The sequence below is a fragment of the Gluconobacter sp. genome, from assembly GCF_047723935.1.
Classification (GTDB): Bacteria; Pseudomonadota; Alphaproteobacteria; order Acetobacterales; family Acetobacteraceae; genus Gluconobacter.
The window spans coordinates 1-21277 of sequence record NZ_JBDOBO010000034.1; the positions used below are offsets into that span (position 1 = coordinate 1).

Here is a 21277-nt window from a genome sequence, read left to right on the forward strand (position 1 = left end):
TGGACTCCATCCTCGGCCCGCTTGTCAGCGATCCGCTGACGCAGGAGACGATCGCCGAATACGACCGCTCCCGCCAAGGCGCGCCTGCCTGACGGGAACAGACAGCGGCGGGACGGTTTTTGCTCAGAGAGCCCCAGTGCCGGAGGGCGGGATAGCGCATCCCTTGCTGTCGCAGGTCATGCCGGTGGTAGGATTGTCGGACACCGTTTTGCGTGCGTCGTTCCATGACTGGCGCAGGGCGGCCAGCAATTGTGCTTTCGGCTGCGCGCCGGAAAATGCGTAGACACCGTCGAAGACAAAGAAGGGCACGCCATGAACGCCCGCCTGTGACGCGCGGGTTTCATCACGCCTGACATCTTCGGCGAAGTTGGTGCCCGTCAGCATGGCGCGGACGGCGTCGCTATCAAGACCGACGTCCTGCGCAAGGCCGACAAGCACATCATGGTCGGCGAGGGGGAGATTGTCGGTGAAATAGGCCCGGAACAGCCGCTCCGTCATGTCCGCGCCGCGTTCGTGCAGTTCGGCGAATTTGGTCAGCCGGTGCGCGTCGAAGGTCTTGGTGTAGCGGACCGAGGCATAACGCATGTCGAGACCGCATCTCTCGCCCATGGATGTGATGTGGTCGATCATGGCTTGGGCGTCGCTCCGGCTCTTGCCGTATTTCCGCATGATGCGGTCGAGTGTTGTGGTGGTCACTGCCGGACCTGACGTCGGATCGAGTTCGAAGGCCCGGAAGACGATCTCGATTTCGCGGGCATGTTCGAATTCGGCCAGGGCGGCTTCGAGAAACCGCTTGCCGATCGATGAGAAAGGGGAGCAGGGAATGAAGCCGCTGAAAGCGCTGGAGGTCGAAAGCGGGAAAAATCCCGTCGCGTCGATCATCCTCATTCACGGCCTGGGTGCGAGTGGCCGGGATCTGGCGCCCATTGCCCAGGCGCTCGACCTGCGCTCCATCGGCGCGGTCCGGTTCATTTTTCCCAACGCGCCCGTCCGGCCGGTTTCGGCCTGTGGTGGTGAGCGCATGCCGGCGTGGTATGATCTTCTCGCGACCGACCTGCTTCTACGGGAAGATGAGGCAGGGTTACGTGACGCCCAGGCCTATCTGGCGAGCCTGATCGATCAGGAAGTCGCGCGCGGTATCCCGTCCCGGCGCATCGTGATCGGTGGGTTTTCCCAGGGCTGTGCGATGTCGCTGATGACCGGGGTGCGTTACCCGTTGCCCTTGGCTGGGATCGCCGGTCTGTCCGGCTATCTGCCGCTGGCCGGGCAGACGGGAAAGGAGGCAACGGAGGCGAACCGCGCGACGCCAGTCTTTTTGGGACACGGTGAGGGCGACACGGTTGTGCCGCTGGCAGCGGCCCGCCTCGCACGGGACTGGCTGCGTGCCGAAGGGCATGATGTTGCCTGGCATGCCTATCCGATGGGGCATGAGATCATTGGTGAGGAGATCGTCGATCTCAATGCCTGGTTGATGGAGCGTCTCGTATTCTGAATCTCTAGCCCCGTGGCTTGATTGTGCATTATTTTCACGCGAGCGGAAGAACGCGCTATGGGCCAAGTTCACCCCTTGTGATGTACGGTATGCCGCTCGGTATCGGCCCGGACGAATAATCGGAGGCTTCAGAGAACAGCGTAGCCTTAGGTATGATGCATTGCCTCATATATTGACCGTTACACAGGATGATATATGCAGCAGCTGGTCTATAATAAAGATTCTAATGGGTTGTGGCTGCGTATCTTGGTATGGTCGTTGGGTCATGCTGTAAGGCGCGGTATCTCGTGATCAACCAATCGCAAGTATCGTTGGTTGCCTACCCCCGCAACCATCTGAACTTGCGATGCGAACGCATCACCAGCCCCAGTCCGGAAACGGCCTGGGGTTTTCTTTTGTCCGCTGCCTGACGCCACCGTCAGGATACCGGCGAGATCGCCCCGGACATCGATCTGGAGGCCCTTGTCGGATGGCGTCAGGATGATCGCCTCGATCAGCGAGCGGATCACCTCGGCTGCCTCCTGGCGTTTCTCGTCCAGTTCGGAATGCAGCATGTCATGCAGGCGCGCGAGTTGCCGGTGGTAGAACTCCGCCATCTGGGGATGGAGCAGGGGAGGCGGCGCCTCGGCGGTGGCGAGGAAGCCCGTCAGTTCCGCCTTGCGGGCTTCGAGCTTGGAGCCGCGCTCCTTGACGGTTTCGATCGAGATCGCTTCTGAAAGATAGAGGTCCATCAGGCGCTGGATGTCGCGTTCGACCCGCTTCAGTTCCGCCTCTGATGCGCCGATGTCGGCCGACGCTTCCATGCGCAGCCGGTTCATCTCGGTGGTGAAGGCCGTGCAGAACTCGGCGAACAGCTCCGAATCCATGAGATGATGACGCAGGGCAACGAGCACGCGCCGCTCCAGCTCCTCGCGACGCATATTGGTCCGGTTATCACAGGTGCCCTTGTTGCGCGCCGTCGAGCAGCCGAGCAGGGTGCCGGAGATCATCGAATAACCGCCACCACAGCAGCCGCATTTGCTCAGGCCGGAAAACAGATAGCGCGGCCGACGTTTCTCGCGGAAATGGTCAGGTGATGATGTGTCGCGTGTGTCCCGGCTGGCGCTGACGCTGGCCTGCCGCGCCTTGACCGCGTCCCACAACTCCTGGTCTACAATCCGAAGCTCTGGCACCTCCTGGATCACCCATTCGGAGTCCAGGTTCATCCGAGCCTGACGTTTGCCGGTATCGGGATCCTTGATGAAGCGCTGGCGGTTCCAGACCAGCTTGCCCACATACATCTCATTATTGAGGATACCGGTGCCCCGTGCGCGGTTGCCGGTGATGGTCGAGAAGCCCCAGGCGCCGCTGCCTGGGGCTGAAATGCCTTCGTCATTAAGACGGAAGGCAATCGCGCGCGGTCCCAGACCTGCCGCGAAGTCGCGGAAGATGCGACGGACCACCTCGGCTTCTGCTGGATTGATGGTCCGGTCGCCCCGGATCGGCTCGCCATTGGCGTCGAGCCTGCGCACCACGTCATAGCCGTAGGCGTTGCCGCCGCCGGACTTGCCCAGTTCCACACGCCCCCGCAGGCCGCGATGGGTTTTCTCGGCCAGATCTTTCAGGAAGAGGGCATTCATCGTGCCCTTGAGGCCGACATGGAGGTGGGAGACCTCGCCCTCGGAGAGGGTGACGATCCGCACGCCGGCATAGTTCATGCGCTTGAAGACGCCGGCGATGTCCTCCTGGTCGCGGGAGAGGCGGTCCATGGCCTCGGCCAGCACGATCGCAAAGCGCCCGCGCTGTGCATCCGCGATCAGCGCCTGGATGCCGGGCCGCATCAGGGAGGCACCCGAGATGGCGTGGTCGGTATACTCCTCGACGATGGTCCAGCCCTGTTTTTCCGCATGGGTGCGGCAGACGCGAAGCTGGTCGGCGATCGAGGCGTCACGCTGGTTATCGGACGAATAGCGGGCGTAGAGCGCGACCTTCATGGCGAGGCATCCCTTACGGTCCGGAGCGGCGGCGCTGCTCCTGTTGCTGAGACCGGAACCACTCCCGTGCCGCGCGACGGGCCATGAGGCGGACGAACGCCACAAGGCGAGGGTCGGGGGCATCGGGGCGCAGGACGAGCCGCAACTCAGGCTCGGGCGGTCGATACGCCGGGGCAAGGGACTGGATGGGTCTGTCCGTCATCGTCGCTCTCTTCCGACCGTATGGCAAGGAAAACAGACACACGATCCGGACAGATGGCTGTTATTTCAATGGAAATACGCATTGTGGAACGTCGCGCTTGTGCGTGTTCTAGCGTAAGGAATCGTAGTTATGGGTAGTCCCGGATACAGGCGCGTCGTACAAATACTTGCGTTTGGCGGCATCACGAGATGGGGGGCAGTATCATGGCCGATGTGGGAATACCATTATTCCGTCCAGTTGGGTGAGCGAAGGCACTTGCGCCCCCGCGCTCATGGAAGCGACGCTCTCGGTTACGACATCATGACGTCGGTGAGGGAGTTCGTGCAAATGTCAGGACCCTGGTACATTAAGCGCATTACGGATTTTCAAGACCTGCGGGTATGGAGCAGTTAGGCTAATCAGCGGAAATTGGAGGATAAGGCTCTTTATCTGTCGTAGAATAGCCTAATCTAAGATAATAGAAAATTATTAGTAATCTGTTGAGAGGTTTTACGTGGCCTGGCGAAAAGACGTTACCGTTCCTGAGGATGAGTTTAAATCCGCACACGATTATTATAGTTCAGTGCGGAAAGGCATGCGAGAAAAGGCCAACCACAATAAGATAGAATCCCAAGTTTGTTTTTCTACCATCATTGGATGCACATTACTTGCGCCTCTGTTTGTAACCTTAGGAACTCAAGTGTTTTGGGCAAAGGTGGTTCCATCGCTATTATCTGTGATGGCGGGTGGTCTGACCAGTTGGCTGCAGCTCAGAAAACCGCAGCGCTTATGGGTACTATATCGGCGCGCACAGCGCGAGTTGGAGGAACAGAAGGCTAACTATGACTTTAAAGATCAGGATTTTTCTGACTCGGTGGACCCGGATAAACTGCTTGCGCGGAAAGTAACTCATATCGCACGATGGGTACATGATTCATGGGAGGGCTTGGTTCCTGAACCTGATATGCTTGCTAGCGGCCAGGGAAAGAAGGCGCCAGACAAGCGAAAAATTAATGACGGCACCCTAAATAGCTAAATCGGGCCATCATACAAAATGCAGTAAATTTGAAAAGTAAGATTGGATAGAGTGTTAGAATGTTATGAACGATATATAATATTAATTATTTTAGTTAATAATTATGAACTAATTATGGAGATGATTTTTCATCCAGATGGCCTATGTGCGACGCCAACCATAAACCACATAGTCTAAAGCGACGATCGCGGCGGCTTCAGAAGCTACCTTGTGGAAGGTATTATCTTTTGAACTGTCTCCAAAATCGCTGATTCCTCGGATAATTAGTGCAGGCACCTCTTGTTTCTGGCAGGCATCGATAACTCCGTAAGCTTCCATTTCAGCAACGCAGACTTTATCATGTAACGTTCTAAGGCTTGAAAAAAAGTTCGGATCACGAACCAATAACTCACCAGATGCAATCGTTGCGGGCGAAACCATGAGACTGGCAGCAACTTCACCTGCATTAGATTCTTTTGGTATTGCGAAGCCAAGGGTAGTTGCTTGTTGTTGTAAGCGCTCTGACAAAGAGGCAGTTGCGAGGTAAGTGTTGAGGTCTTGCTGAGTTAGTAATCCTGGACGATGGATTTCCGGGCGCGCAGCCAATATGCCTCCATCTAATGCAGCGGATCCCTCATAATAAACAATTCTCTCGGAAAGAATAACTTCACCCAAAGTCATTTTTCCACGCATGCCTGCCGCGATCCCCATCATCAGAACTGTTTTTGGCTTGAGTTCTGATAATAGTTGACTGGTAATGGATGATGCAGTCACGTTGCCAGCGCTTCCGAGGGATGCAACAACGCAGGACACAGGGCCGTCTTGTCTTGTAACGATCGTAGACCAAAAATGAATACCATTGAGAGACACACGTGGCTGGCTGAAGTCCTTGATCCCAAAAGCCAACCTCGCTGCAGCGAGTTCTATCGGCAGAGCGGTCAAGATCAATACATCTGGATTTTGCGCTATTTGTTTGGCTTCCTTTTCTATTTGGAAAATTTTTACTGTCCGCTTGGCAAGCTCGTCTATGCAGAAAATGGGCTCCTGAAGTGAGAGGATATCCAGTTCGCCTTTCACCTGTTCGCCCGTGATTGGAAACATTAATAACGGGTTTTCTTGAAAAGTTTTTAGCAGTCCAAGGGCTCCCGCGCCGTCATTGCTGAAACCTCCCAGCTTTAGGTCGAACGGTAGGATAGGTAATTTTCGTTTGGACATTTTTCGGGCCCGGTCGGAAACTCCCTTTCCTCCGCCCAGTGCAATCATGGCGGTTGCAACGTCTACCTGCTCGTCCCCTATATTGCCGCCAGTCACCAAATCATCATGCACTTTGATGACATCTGCGTAGTGAAGAGCTTTGAGGCTGCGGATCAGCCTGCGCTTCTCTTCCGTCATCTTTTCGTTCATCGCTAAATCAGATGTTATAATTTTAAGTTGCTGTGTCCCCGCATAATTAGCCTTCAATCTCTCGACTTCATATGCGACAGTCCAGTCGAAAGTCAGTGGCTCATTATTCTGGTTGCGGGGTTCCCCGGCAAGGTAGACCACCAGTCCCCCATTTGCGTCGAGAATACTCTTAGTAAGCGCGCGAACGAAATCGTGAGCCCGATCTATATATACCTTTTCTGTCTTTTTAGAGATGCTGCCTGCGACCAGAACAAATTCATTATTTAGCATTGATCCTGTACCATTTGATGCATGTCAAAATATTATCGTATCTTCAGTAATGTAAATCATAGCAAGGAATTAATTTCTTCTCTATTTTTCAGGGATAATTGGATTACCTCTGGCTTCTGACCTGCTTGATCATTAGTTAAATTGAGTTGAAACAGAAGATAGAACAATAACGCTTGACGACACTTAATGTGCATCTCCCCGTTTTCAATAGAATAGTCACTCTCGATCAAACGGCGTTTCGCGGGGCTGAGACCAGGATGTGCCGTGAGAATGACATCGACCACGCTGTTCCAATCAGTATCCTTTGAGGCTCGCTCCTCGTCCGGGCCTACGTATCGGGCGAGTTTGATACGGGTCAGGGAAAAATCCCTAAATTGATTGCGTTTATGGCAGTAGGCTCTCGTATGCCAGCGATTGCCGTCATGCACCAATGCATGAGGTGTCAGTCTTCGCTCACTGCCTTCCGGATCAGTCATGGACTGATAAATGACCTCTACGGAACCCGTTTCACGTATTGCGCGGATGATCTCTCCAACCACATCGGCATTAAGCCGACGTCCCAGCCGTGGTACCGCAGCTACAGGTGGTTGCCACCCCAGAAAGCTTCCATATGGAACCTCAGGTTGAACTGCTACTCTGATTAAATCTTCAAGGTACCGCTCAGTCGAACTCGACGGATAGACTGGCCTATAAGAATAAGTCGCCCGATATGTTCGGGCGCGCTTATCATATTTCAGATTGTCTGGAGAAAGTTTCGAGTATTCAGTGATATCCAACGAGGCCTGTGGTACAGATATTCCGAAAAAATCAGTCAAGCTGCTGCGATTTATTTGGCCATCCCATCGCAATCTATAGTCGATAAACTCCAAACGCCGCTCCTGCCCCCAACGGACTCCTTGTCGAATCGTATTGGTGGGTTGCTCGCCCGTTGATTTGGGATCATCTACCATTTTGAACCTCGACAGCATATAAAAAATAGACGCGCGTAAAAAGTGTCCGTATAATAATCATACGCTATGGATCTGCCAAGCGTATTTTCCTTGGATCTGCCCGGCGGGTATCGTGAGGGGAGAGGCATTGGAACAGTATCAAACTTCTTCGAAGAGGACGGCTGATGCCACTCACCAATACGCAGATTAAGTATTATGATAGCAATGTGCTTCGCTTGCCGAGAGATAAGCGTCAAACTTACAACGCTCAGGTTGATCGATTGATTGCTGCGCTGCGTGAAAGCCTGAAAAAACAAGAGAATATAATCATCAAACGCGTCGTAAAGGCCGGCTCATTCGCCAAGCACACGATTCTCCGCAAAACCTCTGAGGATGCGATTGATGTAGATGTTGTATTCTACATTACCGGGCAAAAGGTCGATGAAGAGACGTTCTCCAGTCTAAGTGACAAAATCTACGAAACACTAGTTAAGCTATACCCCCAAAAATCTGTTGAAGACTTTGTGATTCAACGAAAGGCAGCTACGGTAAGCTTTGTTGGCACTGGACTGGACGTCGACATTGTTCCCGTTATTGAGAACCCAGATAAAGAAGGTTATGGCTGGCAATTTGACCGTGTTGACGGATCAAAAACGGAGACTTGTGCGCCTTGCCAAGTTCGGTTCGTAAAGGATCGTAAGGATCAGGACCCGGACTTTCGTACGCTCGTCCGCTTGGCTAAGCGTTGGCGTACTAAGATGGAGTGTCCACTAAAATCCTTTCACATTGAACTTATTCTCGCTCATGTTCTCGCAGTGAACGGACGCGAAGGTTCACTGGAAAAGCGCTTCTGCGACTTCCTGCTTTATATTGCTCACTCTGAACTCAAGGAGCTTATTAAGTTTCCTGAAAACGGAACTGTACCGAAATTTTACGATCCTGTAATAATACTCGATCCTGTATGTGACCGGAATAACGTCGCAAGCTGCATTACCGAGGATGAACGAAAAGAAATCGTTCGAATTGCAGATCATTCTTGGGAGACCGCACATTTTGCATCTGAAGAAGATGATTCTGACCTCTGGAAAGAGTTGTTTGGTCGAGGTTTTAAAGTGGAGGAGTTAGCATGAGTTATACCACTACGCAGACATCTACCTATACTACTACGGATGTTGAGGCGGTTCTTCGACGTATCACCGCTGATCTGGTGATGATAGCCTCAAGTAGTGGTGCTACCACTGAGGCTCGCGCGCGAGAGTGGGCTCATGACATCGAACTTCTGGCCAAGAATGACTATCTGAATTTCGTCGATCTGACGCTTATCTCTAATGGAAATGAATATAAGGCAGCTAGATACTACGTAGATGCGTCAGGAGGTCTGGCAAATGACCGCCCGGGTAATGCGCGTTGGCCGCGAATTGAAGGAGCTTGGCTGCGGATTACGTTGAGCTATAAGAACAGTTACGATCTGACTGCACAACAAAAGTTAGCCGGGAAAATGAAGATTTCTTGGACACCTTCGGACGATGATATCAGTCATGCCGACCTTACCGAAGGTGATGGTCGTGAATATTCTAGCAACGGTTACGGAATGCGACGGAAGGATTACAATTAATGATTAAAAGCAACGTATTTGATGCGGTTATTGATCTCCCCGTACAAGAACTGACTGGGCGCGAAAAGCTTCTGCTCGGTTTTGAAGGACGTTATGAGCGCATCCATAACCAGTTGCGTCTATTGTTGAATCAAAACCAATTGTCCGCATGGAGCAGCAATTACCACAAATCGGTATTACCGATCTGCGACTTGGTTTCTGATCAATATCCTCTCGTAATTTTTTATGGCGATGTGGGCACAGGCAAGACGGCGACAGCTGAGTGTATTGCGAACCGTATTGTTCGTGAATCTCGCACTGAAGATTCCCTTCTGTTCAAACTGAGTAATCGCGTCCGTGGTTCGGGTAGAGTCGGTGAAATGGGTACTTTGTTGACCCAAGCCTGGTCAGAAGTAATTGAGGCAGCGGGAAAAAACCGTCGTGCTATACTTATTATCGATGAAGGCGATTCAATCGCCGCTTCGCGCTCTCAGAGCCAGAGCCACCATGAAGATAAGGTGGCCGTAAACACCCTCATTCAAGGGGTCGATGAATTACGTAAGTTTGGTGGCCGTATAGTGGTCATTCTATGCACTAACCGGTTGTCTGTTTTGGATGCAGCGCTTCGTCGACGTGCTGCTATCGTAGAGGAATTTACCCGCCCAAACGCCGCAGAACGTAAAGCTCTTTTCAATATGGATCTCGCTGGCATGAAGCTCACGGAGAAACAACTCACAGAGCTAGTTGCAGCTACAGGTGAACGGAGCGGCCAGCCCGCGTGGACTTACTCGGACATTCGAACACGCCTTTATCCAGCGGCTCTTGCCAAAGCTTTCCCCAACCGCGCGTTGAGCTTTAGTGATCTCCTTGACTCGTCGTTAGCTATGCACCCTTCTCCGATCATGGAAGATAAATGACGTTGCCATTGTGAAAATTACTTTCACGATGGCGAGAGCAGTTTTTTATCATTCCGGCGATATCCCTCACGTAGCGTTAAGCATGTGTGAGACTGGTGATTTGCTAAAGTGAGACCATACTTCAAACGGAGAGTATATGAAAAGCCAGCAGGAAATTTTCGTTTCAGTTGATATTGAGGCATCAGGCCCGATACCTGAAAAATATAGTATGTTATCTGTAGGGGCGTGCGTAACATCCAATCCTTCTAAGAACTTTTCATGCTACCTAAAACCTATTTCTAAAGAATTTGTTCCTGAAGCCCTAAAGGTCACGGGCTTGTCACTGGAACATTTACAGGAAGAGGGGATTGAGCCTATCGAAGCAATGACAAAACTTAAGGTGTGGCTTCATTCGCTGACAGAGACGGAAGAAACCGTTGTTTTTGTCGGTTTTAATGCATCTTTTGATTGGAGCTTTATTAATTACTACTTTCATAAATTCCTTGGTGGAAATCCTTTTGGTATTTCTGCGCTTGATATTAAGTCGATGTATTTTGGAGCTACCAATTGCACTTGGAAATCGACCCGTTCAAGTGAGATTGCGAAGATCGTTAAACCACGGAGTCTAGGCGATCATAATGCTTTGCATGATGCAATCTACCAAGCTGAATTGTTTGAATTGATTCGTAAGAAATTCGTTAAAAATTAGCAAGCGGATTGATGCTTGCTCTGTCGTTCAAAAAACACTGGGGAGTGAGCTGTAGAAGAAAATTTCTTCGGAAGAAAAATCGTCTCTATCAGTTGCATGCTGTTTCAAAGGATATGCTCATATAGCGTCTGTTCAAATCCTACGTGATATTACAAAAGCTAATCATTGCTTCGCCACCATTATTCTTTATTTTTGCCGCAAGGATGCGGATTGGCCTAGATGTAGCCGTCGGAGTCAGAGGGCTGTGCGGGTTTTCGTGACGGGTTGAGAGGGTGGGAGAGAGTCTCCCGTCCGCCCGTCGTGGAGTGTTTCGCCATGGCGACCGCTATTCCCAAAATCAGCCTGAGTTCCTCCCGTGACATTCCGTTCAACCGACTGGTGCTTTCCCAGTCCAACGTGCGGCGTGTGAAATCCGGCCTGTCGATCGAGGAACTGGCCCGCGACATCGAGCGCCGCGGGCTGCTGCAGAGTCTGAACGTCCGCCCTGTCCTTGATGATGCTGGTGTCGAAACCGGCAGCTATGAAGTACCCGCTGGCGGACGGCGCTTCCGTGCCCTCGAACTGCTGGTGAAGCAGAAGAAACTGGCGAAGACGGCTCCGGTGCCGTGCGTGGTACGCGAGGCCGGGTCGGCCATTCTCGCCGAGGATGACTCTCTGGCCGAGAACGTTCAGCGCATGGCCCTGCACCCGCTGGACCAGTTTCGCGCCTTCCGTGACATGCTGGAAAAAGGCATGTCCGAAGAGGAAATCGCCGCCGCGTTCTTTGTCGCACCCACCGTGGTCAAACAGCGCCTGCGACTGATGACGGTGTCCGACAGCCTGCTTGAGATCTACGAACAGGATGGGATGCGGCTGGAACAGTTGATGGCGTTTTCCATCAGCGACGACCACGCGCGGCAGGAACAGGTCTGGGAAATCGTAGCCCAGAGCCATAATCGTGAACCCTACGTCATTCGCCGCATGCTGACGGAAAAAACGGTGCGGGCCTCGGACGCCCGTGCGCGGTTTGTCGGTCTGGACGCCTATCTCGCAGCCGGTGGTCCCATCATGCGCGACCTGTTCGAGGCTGATGATGGTGGCTGGCTGCAGGATCCGGCTACTCTGGACAGGCTGGTCATGGAAAAACTGCACACACGCTTCATCGACCGGGACATGCTGCCCCTGTTTCAGGCCGTGTCATGGCCTGTCGTGAAACCGGAAGAGCAGGCAAGGCAGGAAGCCGTGAAATCCGTAAGGATCGATATGGCAGCCAGATTACGCTGCATGTGGTCGTAAGGGAGCAACGCGGATGTGCAATCTTTATTCCATGACCTCGAACCCGCAGGCGATCCGGGAGATTGCGAAAGTCCTTGAGGATCGCACGGGCAATCTCCAGCCGCTGCCCGAAATGTATCCGAACACGATGGCGCCGATTGTGCGGAACGGGGAAGGTGGTCGTGAACTGGTTATGGCGCGCTGGGGCATGCCGACACCGCCCGGTTACCTGAAAGGCCATAAGGTGGATCGCGGTGTGACCAATAATCGATGAAGCATTACAAGCCTTCCAGCATTTGCGCCGCGACACTATGACCTTGATCTCGCAGATCCCGCGCGATCTTAGCAATCCACTGCTCACCGTCTGGACGACTGCGGATAGCGCCAATCAGTTCACGTAGAAGTTGGAGTTGTGGGTTGCTATCTTCGCCGATCATGTCATCCCCAGTGTCGGGGGACTCGAATGCTACACGGGCAAGGTCAGCGATGAAGCCGTCATGTGGTGAGGCCTCGCTGGTTGCGTGCGAAATGATGCGTGGCGTTGCATAACGTGCGCGACCTTGAGGCGGCTGAACAATCAGCAGCGCCTCGCCCGGATTAACGTGCACCTTGAGCTTCTCGCCATCTGCACTCTCGTGCTCGATGTATACTTCGCCGCCCGTTTTTAGTGCCGTGTTCGCAATGGCTCTTATTGTCTTGGTCGTCTTAGATCGCGCACCCTTCTTGCCCTTGCTACCCAAGAGAAGGTTTTTGATACCTGCAATATTCTTTAGGAAGTCAATCAGGTGATTGATCGAATCTGCATTATCCGCGATCTCCTTCAATATTGCGATGATCGAACCCTGGCGGATCTCGGTGACGATCAACTCGCACCCGTAGAGTCGCCGGTAATCGTTGCCGATAGCGGATAGCAGATAGCAGTTCGCCCAACACGGCAGCCCCGACGGGCTCCTTGTAGTCGATTGTCAAGAGAAGTTCGTTGGCGGGCATATGGAAACCTTTATTGGGTTGCGTTTCGACTAACCTGCCCGGAACGCCGTCGCTGATCAACGCACCATGATCGTCGAGCCGACCGCGCCTGTCGCTATGATGAGGCCGCTAAACGTCGCTTGAGTTCACCGCTGCGAACTGTTGCTTTCCGTCCTCTTTTCCCAAGAGCCAACTGTCTGTTCCCCCCAAGCTGTCTGTCGGCTTCAAGAATTAAGCAGGCAGGCGGCAGTCGCCTACATGTCAGACATACAGCCACCCAGACTGCTTTCCGAATAGCGGACATGAGCAAGGCAAACTCCCGCTATTATTTTTGGCCGGGAGTGGATTGGCCCGTTCAGGCCAACAATGGCAAAAAGCGGACATGTCAGCGCCTACCATTACACCGTCGGGTTGCCTCTTTTCTGTGGGTGCTTTCGGATTTACAATGAGAGAATGACAAATATCGATCCCGCCCTCATTGCGGCAGCTGCCTTCTACGACGAGCATTATGCCGCTGCACAGCCGTTGTTCCTTCGGCCTAGTGACAAGATTTTTCTGGGCAACAAGAACGAACGACTTTGCCGGTTTTGTGGGCTAGGTGAACAGGATGCGACGTTCAAGGACGAGGCACACGCCATTCCCGAAGCGCTCGGAAACAAGAGCCTCTTCAGCTACTATGAATGCGATGCCTGTAACAGTTTTTTCGGGAAAGGTATCGAAAACGACCTTGGCAACTGGTCCAAGCCCAGCCGGACTCTTTACCGCATTCGTGGCAAAAAGGGCGTGCCATCTATCAAAAAGAGGGGGGAAAAGCCCGGATGGCGCATTGATTACGAGCCGACTGGCTTCGTCATCAAGCAGTATGAAGACGATCCGTTGATGATCGTTGACGAGGCGAACAAGACGATCACCTTCGAACTCACACGGGATGCATACACACCTGTTGCAGTGCTGAAGGCGTTCGTCAAGATCGGCTTGACCGTGATGCCGTCCGAGGAACTGTCAAACTTCATAGAAGCTATGACCTGGATTCGGGAAGCTGATCACAGCAAGGGGTTGGTGAACGAATTCCCCCTAATTAGAAGCTTTCAACCTGGACCAATGCCCAATGATGTTACTGTCCTTATGTTATTCCGACGCCGTATAAACGTTACCGGCGTTCCATACGCCTTCTTCGTGCTGTCATTCGGCAATGAGGTGTTTCAGGTTTTTCTTCCATCGCCAAAACAGGATGCCGCTATCAATGGAGTGAAGCTGAATTTGCCCCCTTTCCCTGTGCCAGGAAGCATTGACCGTGCCAAATACGGCAACACCACCGTTGCGGTAGTTGATCTGACCGGTCGTACTGTCGTCAGAGGCGAAACCGTTCCATACGCTATGGGCTTCGAGAACTTTACTCGCGATGAGCCAGAGGCCGACGCCAAGTCTGGTTGATCAGTTCAGAGGTTTCTTTGACCAGGAGTTTCGCAATGGTTGTAAATCGAAATAATATCAGCATCTTAATTGGTTCGAAAGCTTAGCACGACTGTCCGCTTACCGGATCTCGACCAAACTGGTTGAATGACCGGGTTGGGCGCGCAGCGGTCATTACACATAGCTGAACGAACGGCAGAAAATATTGTCTGGGTGCCCCAAACCGGACCGGCCGTTCTCCCCCCTGATCTGCCCGCCAGCTCAGCGGAAACAGAGCAGACAGGCGGCAGTCGCCCTCATCTCGGACATACAGCCGCCCAGACCGTTTTCCGAATAGCCGACATGACCAATGTAATATTTTTGGCCGGTAGGCGACTGGCGGCTTTTAGGTTGCGAGACGCGAGGAGCAGCTATTGACCACTTCAGCGGTTCACATCTGCTTTCCGTACCCATTCTCATCTCAAACCCTTTTGCAACCGTGGACGCAGACGAGAACATTTGCCTCGATGATTTGGTCGGCACATATTAATTGCATGGCCGATGATACAATTCAAATCGATCCGAAAATTCGCTTTCTCATAAGCGTTCCCGACTGGAAGCCGGAAGAGGCTACTCCATTCCAAGGTTTCTCTCTCTCATTGTGTAGAAACAGCGGATTTCTGCGCTTCATCTATACTTTTCCAACTGACATTTTCGAACTGACCCCTGTGTCAATGCCAAGCCGGATCGCGCGGCGGATCGCAGGACAACTTCCAATCGAATGGTACGGTCAATCGCCGCGTGCACTCAAATTCATGCCTGCCCCAATTGAGATACCATTTACGGTTGTCATTCTCGATGAGTCGGAAAAAATTTCTGATTATCAGGATTGGCTCGACCAGAGTCCCGGGCCAGTGACTGTCATCGCCAAGGAGGGAGGCCATATTACTTATAATCAACTGTCGTTTGATACGCTCCGCAATCGGTTTATTGAGATTTGCGACGAGCTTGAAACAATCGCCAATCTGGCAGGTGTTGCTGAGGCTAGGGAGGCAATAAAGTCTTGGGTGTCACCCGATGAACGGAAGCTACCCTATAGCCTTGGCGGGCACGGCACGATATCCCCCAATCTCGCAGTTTTGAGCATTTGTGGTTTCACTTCTCTTGCAGATGAACCGTTTGAACGACTTGGAGATGAGTCTGCTTATATTGAGCAAATCGTGCACACCTCAAACTCAGTGTTAGACGAGCGAGAGGCCAGTCCTCCAAGCGAAGCTACGCTTGACAGATTTTGTCGAGAGCGGCTTGAGCCAGAACTCATGTTGTGAGGAGCAGGGCTCCAGCGCCAAAGTCCTGCGTCACAGGGTTGTCATTGCATCCCTGATCGAGACGGCGAAATTCAACGGGATTGAGCAGTTTCAGTGCTTGCGGAATACCCTTGAAACGATGGTCTTGGGGTTTTCCGCAAGCCGTATCGACGAGCTTCTGCCCGTCCGGTAAGGATAGAATGCGTTAGGCAGGAAGCTGTTCTGAATGAATGTTGCTGTTACTCTTCGTCGGACTGGAAAAAAGCTTCGCGATGAGAGACTCTTCGTTGTTTGTTGTATCTGCGCCAAGGGAAAATGACGCTGACGTTTGACTGCTTCCAGCGACCGCACCAGCCTCAGTATAAAGTGAGAATGACGAGGATGAGGATGTCATGCTTAATTGAAAACCGTCTTTGAAAGTAACCGCCCCTTTGACCTGTGACGCAGGAATACCATTTATGATAACTCCCGCACTTACAGGAATATATTTATCCCCCTGAGGAAGAAGAACAACAGGATCAGTCTGATAGATGGCATCTGAGGATTCGGATGACAGGTCAATCAGTGTCGCCGCTCCTGTCCTGTCGACAGAGCTGACGCTTGCATTCGCTGCGCTCGACACCGCGACTTCGGGCTTCCAAGAGCCATCCTGGATGGATAATTCAGCCGCTGAGATCGCTCCTGACATATCGATGTACATTTGTACCTCTCATTATTTGCATGCTGTTACTTGAGAATGTCTCGAAAGGTCCGTTTTCATCAATCCGTTCACACGATCTAGGCAGAACGCTGTTCTGAAGGAATGTTGCTGTCACTCTTCGTCGGACTGGAAAAAAGCTTCGCGATGAGAGACTCTTCGTTGTTTGTTGTATCTGCGCCAAGGGAAAATGACGCTGACGTTTGACTTCTTTCTGATACGGTGCCTGCTGCAGTATAAAAAGAGATCGAAGATGAAGAAGAACTTGTGGTATATTGCAGCCCATCCTCTAGACTAACGGCACCTTTAATCTGCGATACAGGTATACCGTTAATTGTGGTGGCTGCAGGGTAAGGAAGATATTCATTACCATGTGGCAGAAGTACAATTGGACCGCTATTGTAGACGGCATTTGACGCTTCTGACGAAAAATCAAGCACCGTTGCTACACCCGTCTCATCGAGACTGGTCACGTTCCCTCCAACCCTTGAAGATGCGATGGCTTCGGGCTTTATCGAGCCATCCAGGATGGATAATTGCATCGCCGATATTGTGGACGAAAGATCAACAATCATTTTACTTTCCCCGATTACACCCACATTCATCAAGTTGAAGGTATGGTAAATTTTCGCTCAGTATTCCCACCACCACATCTATAAATCATTAATTTTCTAATTTTATATACAGGTTATATGAATATATGAAATACAGAAATAAATTGGCGATTTTGGTGAGCAAGCTATTCTCCGCATGCTAGTATATATTACATAACAGTTAATAGATGAGGTGTTTCATGCCTGTATCCAGTGTACAAACTGAATATTCAGATTTCAGCCAGGGTTTTCCTTACAAAGGCAGCATAGGCGGTCCAACAAGCCTTGATATGGCAATGTTTGACGCAAACGGATATTCTGGAAAAATTGTTGCGACACCCGACTCTAGTACGTACGAAGCTATTGATACACATACAAACTCCGAACGATACTGGATGGGCACCCTCTGGCTCGGCGGAATTAATAATCCCAGCACCACACAACACGTCACTTTGGAAATCGATGGATCGGATACTGATGTTGGTATCTTTGAGTGTGTCCCATCCAGTGGCGGGGCACCGACAGAAATAGATTTTAAGGGCACGAATGACAGTGTCAGCATGTATCCAGGCGAAGCATTGGGTAATGGTGGAGACACAATGGATCTCTCACACACAGTCTTCAAACAGGTTGATCCAACAAGTGGCGCGTCAGCGGCGCTGCAAAAACTTGTCATTCACGGATCTGGTGGCAATGATACGTTTACTGGTGCAGCACTAAACAATTTTCTTTACGAAGGTATAGGAAACTGCACATTCCATCAGAGCGCTGGGAATGACGTCATCACATGCAATGGCGGGAACAGCACCTACTACGCCAATAACGTCTGGTCTGCCTACGCAGGAGGATATTTAGACCAGAACGGTACGAGTTATCTTAACAATGGCGAAGATTGGGCACTCTACGATCAGACTGACGGTCAAATGGTGTTCCTGACCAATGTGCTAACAGTCGTTCTGAATGGCGTCACTTATTTGTCTTCGGTAGAGAACCAAGCTGCCGCTGCATGGCCGGGGACGACATCTGCAGCTACTTCCGCCCAGAGGTCGGCTTTATCGAGTGGTCTTGCATCTGACGCGGCAGCATCGCCCACCGGTGCTTTGCTATCGGGCGCAGACCTCAAAGAAATTCACGCTTCTGTATTGGCGGATTTCACCCTCAAATCTCTTCAAGGAAGTGCATCGGTCGCATCCATCGGTAGCTCGCAGGCAGCCACCAATGAAGATTACAGTTCTGCTTCAGCAGCGAGTGTTCTCTCAGGCATCCAGAACCATACGGCGCTGGTAGCGTTTCCTTCGGCTGACTCGACGACTATCTTCTCGACCTAATCTTTGTACATAGATTAAACCCTGAATGTCTTGCTCCTTATCCTCACTGCATATTCTTCGCATGAACTTACGGTGAGGAAATCTATCTCAGTGGATAAACCGAATTTATATATAAATATTCAGACGTATTTCTCCGGAGATTGCAATACAATAGAAGAAATAGAAGGATAAGGAAAGCAAGATAAGGGAAGGGGGCGCCACAGTCCGGCGTCCTCCACAAACGGTGGGTTCTCGCCATGCTCGCCCCCTGCGCGGCCTGTGCGTGGCTCCGATCCCGGCGCTGCGCGCCGCGTCTGTTCCGTCCACCGGACTGTGCCCGCTCCAGAGACATCAGGAAAGATGTTGAGAGGAGCAGAGAATGTCGATTTCCGAAAATCCCTTGATCGTGGGCACCATGGTTTCCATGATCCTCTATAACCGGGGACGCGGTTACGTGACCGCCGTGTATGGCGAAGTCGGGAAAACCCCCGTCCGGTCGCTGGCAGGGCGTAGCATCATGACGGGTGGCTCAGCCAGTTTTGACATCGTGTTTCTCACGGGACAGCGCAGTCAGCGTCTTCCCGAAGCGATCCTGCGCGGCGTGCAGTGGACCGTGTATGCGCGTGAGGACGGGTTCGCCGATGCGGACCAGCTGGAACGACTGAAAACGCAGGCCGACGAGCTGGCTGCGGAAAAGTGTCGGAAGGAAGCTGAAGCAAAGGCTTCGTTCGACGCCGAAGTCGAGCGGCTGCGCGCCGATCCGGATGTCGCACATCTCAAACAGGGTGATGAGGGAAGCGGCACGCTGGCGGCCGCCAATCTGCGCGTGCTGCTGAAAAAGCGCTGGCCGAAGACCCGCTTCCGGATCCGCAAGCAGCATTACGGTTATCTGCGCGTAGCCAACCGGATCTGCATCCGTGCCGCCGGTGTCGACATCTTTGATCTTCTCGATCAGGACTGGTGGGATTCCTATGAAGCACAGGAACCACCTGAAGACGTCGTGCGTGAGGTGCTTGAACAAGAAGAATGGTCGCCCGCGCTCGAATGACGGGCGATCCATTATCCGCAGGAAGCCCTGAAATCGTTTGTCTGTTTCTGGAGATCGTCGATGAACACGCTCGCGCCTGTCGTTCGTGATACCATTGGAAAGTACGTTGTGGAGACCTGTTACTGTCGCGACGGAAAGGTTCTCTTACGCACACCTGAAATCTATCCGGTCAACGCCCGGGACTGGCATGGCCCGTATGGGGCGTCTGTCTCCGGAGGGACGACGCGCGCTGGTCAATGCTGCGCCACATCAGAGACTGGAGCCGTAGTCTATGTTCCGGCGGCGCAAGATACCGCTGAAACGCCTGATCCGGGGGACGTGGATCCGTCATCCGTAGAATGCATGGTCGCCGAACACGTGATCGTAAGCGCGACCGTGGTTACCCCTCAACTCTGATGGGTCAGGCTTCATGCTTAAAGAACAACACTTCAGACGCACACGGTTCCGGTCTGTCCGATGAGGTCAATAACCATTGGGGTCAGCTCTTCAAGGCGGCCATGTGACCACGCTTCTCAGTGTGGGATCAGAGGCCGGAAACGTGTCATCTCAGCGAGAAGAAGATCTCTCCGCCACGTCCTGTTTCAGGCAGGATTGGCAGCCTCATGTCACAATCCGGTTCTGAAAGTTGTTGCCAAAGATATGACGGATCGAGGGCACCACATAAACTGACCCTCATTGCGATCGCACGGCGTCTCATCACAATCGCAAATGCTGTAATCAAAACAGGCCTGCCGTGGCGTATCAGCCACGTAGCTTAAACACAGTTGCTAGACAGGTTTCCCCGGCTCAACGATCAGGCCACGCAAGACCATGCGCACACTCGGGTCACCCCACAGCTTCATGCCTTCCGCCACCGTATGAGCCGAACCCACGATCCGCGCCAGCACGGCATTGCCAACATCAATCAGCAGGGAAGCCAGCAGGGCAATATCCACGTCGTCCCCGATACGCCCCATATTGCGATACCGGGTCAGTATGCGGATGTACTGCTTGTAGATCAGGGTATCCAGCCTGCATGCCGTGCGGTAAGCGGCAGACTGGTCATCGAGCAGTTTGGCGGTCAGGATGACTTTCCATGAATCCCGGTCAAGGAAGCGTAGCGCCTGCTCGGCCAGCATGTTTTCAAACGCGATGATACCCGCCACCGGATCGTCCGGCAGCGCACGCATGAACCGGCGGCGTTCGGGAAGAGCGGCTTCCAGATGCCGAAGAATAATACTGAGGAGAATATTATTCTTTGTTTCAAAATAGTTATAGACCGTAGCCGAAGCAACAGACGCTTCCACGGCAATGGCTTCGATCTTGGTTGATTCATAGCCCTGTGTCTGGAACAGCAGTTCACCTGCATCCAGAACATCGGACTCTTTATGATTTCTTGAGGAGCGGGGTGGCGTTGTCAAACCGGCTGGTCCATCTGATAGCAGGCTGTGCGCACGTATCCATCACTGACTGACAGGTACGGACGACTGCCGCAATTCTTCGTCAAGGCCATTTTCCTGCGGCAAACCCCATTTATCAAGAAGTTCTTTATAATTTCCATTCAGGACAAGTTCACGCAGGCCGCTGCGGATCTGTTCCGCCAGTTCCGTGTTGCCCTTATGAAACCCAATTCCGAATTTCTGTGGGAAAATCAGCCCTTCCATTGCCGTAATTCGTCCCTTTTCACGTCGGATCACATATTGGGTGACAATGCTGTCAACCATCATCGCCTGCACCCGCCCTTCATAAAGCTGGATCATGGCGTCGGAGTCATTTTCCGCGGGATAGAACCTGATTTCGTTCCCACTGCAGTTTTCCGCGCTCCATTGCTGGATCTGAGCCGGCTGGCTGGTGGTCCTGTTGGCCGCGACGTATTTGCCGCACAGGTCACGCTGGGTACGGAAAATCGCCGCATCGCGCGTCGGCACAAGAAAACGCGATCCTTCACGCAGATAATCCACGAAGTCCACGGATTCCCGCCGCACCGCATTGTCGATCATGCCATTGAAGAACAGGTCCACACGCCCGGTCTGGACGGCAGGCAGCAGTTCTTCAAAACTGATTTCACGAAATGTCAGCGCCCAGCCATTCTGCCGGGCAAGGGCGGTGGCAAGATCAATATCAAAGCCTTCCAGCTGCCCCGTCTCCGGGTCTCGCATGTCGAGCGGCGGATAGCTGGGATAAACACCGATCACCACCTGCCGGGGTGGGGGGGGGGGGGGGGGCGGCCCCCGCCCCCCCCCCCCCCGGGCGGGGGGGGCGCCCGCA

General features: G+C 52.6%; 22 protein-coding genes and 2 pseudogenes. 14 read left to right on the top strand and 10 right to left on the bottom strand.

Going from position 1 to position 21277, the window contains the following annotated elements; genetic code table 11:
- Positions 1-123: 123 nt before the first annotated feature.
- Complete coding sequence (locus tag ABF979_RS11010; RefSeq protein WP_415559797.1) at positions 124-882, bottom strand: DsbA family oxidoreductase; 759 nt, start codon at positions 880-882, stop codon at positions 124-126.
- On the opposite strand from ABF979_RS11010, the gene ABF979_RS11015 reads away from it, so the two are divergent.
- A complete protein-coding gene (locus tag ABF979_RS11015; protein WP_077814510.1) occupies positions 824-1492 on the top strand; it encodes an alpha/beta hydrolase in 669 nt (222 codons plus the stop codon). The two genes, ABF979_RS11010 and ABF979_RS11015, sit on opposite strands and share 59 nt — an antisense overlap.
- 263 nt (positions 1493-1755) lie before the next feature.
- Here ABF979_RS11015 and ABF979_RS11020 read toward each other — a convergent pair whose 3' ends face one another.
- Positions 1756-3465, bottom strand: a complete 1710-nt coding sequence (locus ABF979_RS11020; protein ID WP_077813933.1) for a recombinase family protein — start codon at positions 3463-3465, stop codon at positions 1756-1758.
- Positions 3466-3478: 13 nt separating this feature from the next.
- Positions 3479-3667 carry a hypothetical protein gene (locus ABF979_RS11025; protein WP_077813932.1) on the bottom strand — a complete coding sequence of 63 codons (189 nt, stop codon included), beginning with the start codon at positions 3665-3667 and terminating at the stop codon, positions 3479-3481.
- A gap of 493 nt (positions 3668-4160) precedes the next feature.
- On the opposite strand from ABF979_RS11025, the gene ABF979_RS11030 reads away from it, so the two are divergent.
- Positions 4161-4682: a DUF4231 domain-containing protein gene (locus ABF979_RS11030; protein ID WP_187668795.1), complete on the top strand. Its 522-nt coding sequence runs from the start codon at positions 4161-4163 to the stop codon at positions 4680-4682.
- A gap of 141 nt (positions 4683-4823) precedes the next feature.
- On the opposite strand, the gene ABF979_RS11035 is transcribed toward ABF979_RS11030, so the two are convergent.
- Both ABF979_RS11035 and ABF979_RS11040 read right to left on the bottom strand, forming a co-directional pair.
- Positions 4824-6335: a purine phosphorylase gene (locus ABF979_RS11035; protein ID WP_077813929.1), complete on the bottom strand. Its 1512-nt coding sequence runs from the start codon at positions 6333-6335 to the stop codon at positions 4824-4826.
- A 56-nt stretch (positions 6336-6391) separates the two neighbouring features.
- A complete protein-coding gene (locus ABF979_RS11040) occupies positions 6392-7285 on the bottom strand; it encodes a WYL domain-containing protein (RefSeq protein ID WP_077814509.1) in 894 nt (297 codons plus the stop codon).
- A gap of 164 nt (positions 7286-7449) precedes the next feature.
- Between ABF979_RS11040 and ABF979_RS11045 the strand changes: the two genes are divergently transcribed.
- The 6 genes and pseudogenes from ABF979_RS11045 to ABF979_RS11070 form a co-directional block, all read left to right on the top strand.
- The gene (locus tag ABF979_RS11045; protein WP_077813928.1) at positions 7450-8394 is read left to right on the top strand and encodes a CBASS oligonucleotide cyclase; all 945 of its coding nucleotides are present in this window, start codon (positions 7450-7452) and stop codon (positions 8392-8394) included.
- Positions 8391-8879 (top strand): hypothetical protein, encoded by a 489-nt coding sequence (locus ABF979_RS11050; protein WP_077813927.1) that lies wholly within the window; start codon positions 8391-8393, stop codon positions 8877-8879. The genes ABF979_RS11045 and ABF979_RS11050 overlap by 4 nt, the downstream gene beginning before the upstream one ends.
- A complete protein-coding gene (locus ABF979_RS11055) occupies positions 8879-9775 on the top strand; it encodes an AAA family ATPase (protein WP_077813926.1) in 897 nt (298 codons plus the stop codon). Before ABF979_RS11050 ends, ABF979_RS11055 begins: the two co-directional genes overlap by 1 nt.
- A gap of 136 nt (positions 9776-9911) precedes the next feature.
- Entirely contained in the window at positions 9912-10463 is a 552-nt protein-coding gene (locus ABF979_RS11060) for a 3'-5' exonuclease (protein ID WP_077813925.1), read from the top strand.
- Between the two features lie 315 nt (positions 10464-10778).
- A pseudogene (locus tag ABF979_RS11065) lies at positions 10779-11594 on the top strand (ParB/RepB/Spo0J family partition protein); the annotation flags it as partial.
- 157 nt (positions 11595-11751) lie between these two features.
- Positions 11752-11988: pseudogene (locus ABF979_RS11070) on the top strand (SOS response-associated peptidase); the annotation flags it as partial.
- Positions 11989-11995: 7 nt separating this feature from the next.
- Here ABF979_RS11070 and ABF979_RS11075 read toward each other — a convergent pair.
- Complete coding sequence (locus ABF979_RS11075; RefSeq protein WP_077813924.1) at positions 11996-12583, bottom strand: hypothetical protein; 588 nt, start codon at positions 12581-12583, stop codon at positions 11996-11998.
- A gap of 556 nt (positions 12584-13139) precedes the next feature.
- On the opposite strand from ABF979_RS11075, the gene ABF979_RS11080 reads away from it, so the two are divergent.
- From ABF979_RS11080 to ABF979_RS11090, 3 genes are all read left to right on the top strand, one after another.
- Positions 13140-14120, top strand: a complete 981-nt coding sequence (locus tag ABF979_RS11080) for an HNH endonuclease (protein ID WP_149026498.1) — start codon at positions 13140-13142, stop codon at positions 14118-14120.
- A 512-nt stretch (positions 14121-14632) separates the two neighbouring features.
- Complete coding sequence (locus ABF979_RS11085; RefSeq protein ID WP_149026497.1) at positions 14633-15406, top strand: hypothetical protein; 774 nt, start codon at positions 14633-14635, stop codon at positions 15404-15406.
- A complete protein-coding gene (locus ABF979_RS11090) occupies positions 15384-15578 on the top strand; it encodes a transposase domain-containing protein (protein WP_187668794.1) in 195 nt (64 codons plus the stop codon). The genes ABF979_RS11085 and ABF979_RS11090 overlap by 23 nt, the downstream gene beginning before the upstream one ends.
- Positions 15579-15590: 12 nt before the next feature.
- Here the strand turns inward: ABF979_RS11090 and ABF979_RS11095 are convergent, their stop codons facing one another.
- Both ABF979_RS11095 and ABF979_RS11100 read right to left on the bottom strand, forming a co-directional pair.
- Entirely contained in the window at positions 15591-16085 is a 495-nt protein-coding gene (locus tag ABF979_RS11095) for a hypothetical protein (protein ID WP_077813920.1), read from the bottom strand.
- 77 nt (positions 16086-16162) lie between these two features.
- A complete protein-coding gene (locus tag ABF979_RS11100; RefSeq protein ID WP_149026496.1) occupies positions 16163-16657 on the bottom strand; it encodes a hypothetical protein in 495 nt (164 codons plus the stop codon).
- A 218-nt stretch (positions 16658-16875) separates the two neighbouring features.
- Between ABF979_RS11100 and ABF979_RS11105 the strand changes: the two genes are divergently transcribed.
- The 3 genes from ABF979_RS11105 to ABF979_RS11115 all read left to right on the top strand — a co-directional run bounded on the left by ABF979_RS11105 (position 16876) and on the right by ABF979_RS11115 (position 19426).
- Complete coding sequence (locus ABF979_RS11105) at positions 16876-18003, top strand: hemolysin-type calcium-binding protein (protein ID WP_149026495.1); 1128 nt, start codon at positions 16876-16878, stop codon at positions 18001-18003.
- A 358-nt stretch (positions 18004-18361) separates the two neighbouring features.
- A complete protein-coding gene (locus tag ABF979_RS11110) occupies positions 18362-19030 on the top strand; it encodes a hypothetical protein (RefSeq protein ID WP_077813918.1) in 669 nt (222 codons plus the stop codon).
- 60 nt (positions 19031-19090) lie between these two features.
- The gene (locus tag ABF979_RS11115; protein ID WP_415559804.1) at positions 19091-19426 is read left to right on the top strand and encodes a hypothetical protein; all 336 of its coding nucleotides are present in this window, start codon (positions 19091-19093) and stop codon (positions 19424-19426) included.
- 371 nt (positions 19427-19797) lie between these two features.
- Here ABF979_RS11115 and ABF979_RS11120 read toward each other — a convergent pair whose 3' ends face one another.
- Both ABF979_RS11120 and ABF979_RS11125 read right to left on the bottom strand, forming a co-directional pair.
- Positions 19798-20430, bottom strand: coding sequence for a TetR/AcrR family transcriptional regulator (locus ABF979_RS11120; protein WP_077813916.1), 633 nt, complete (start codon positions 20428-20430; stop codon positions 19798-19800).
- 42 nt (positions 20431-20472) lie between these two features.
- The coding region (locus ABF979_RS11125) for a transporter substrate-binding domain-containing protein (RefSeq protein ID WP_415559806.1) at positions 20473-21277 on the bottom strand (805 nt) is incomplete at its 5' end.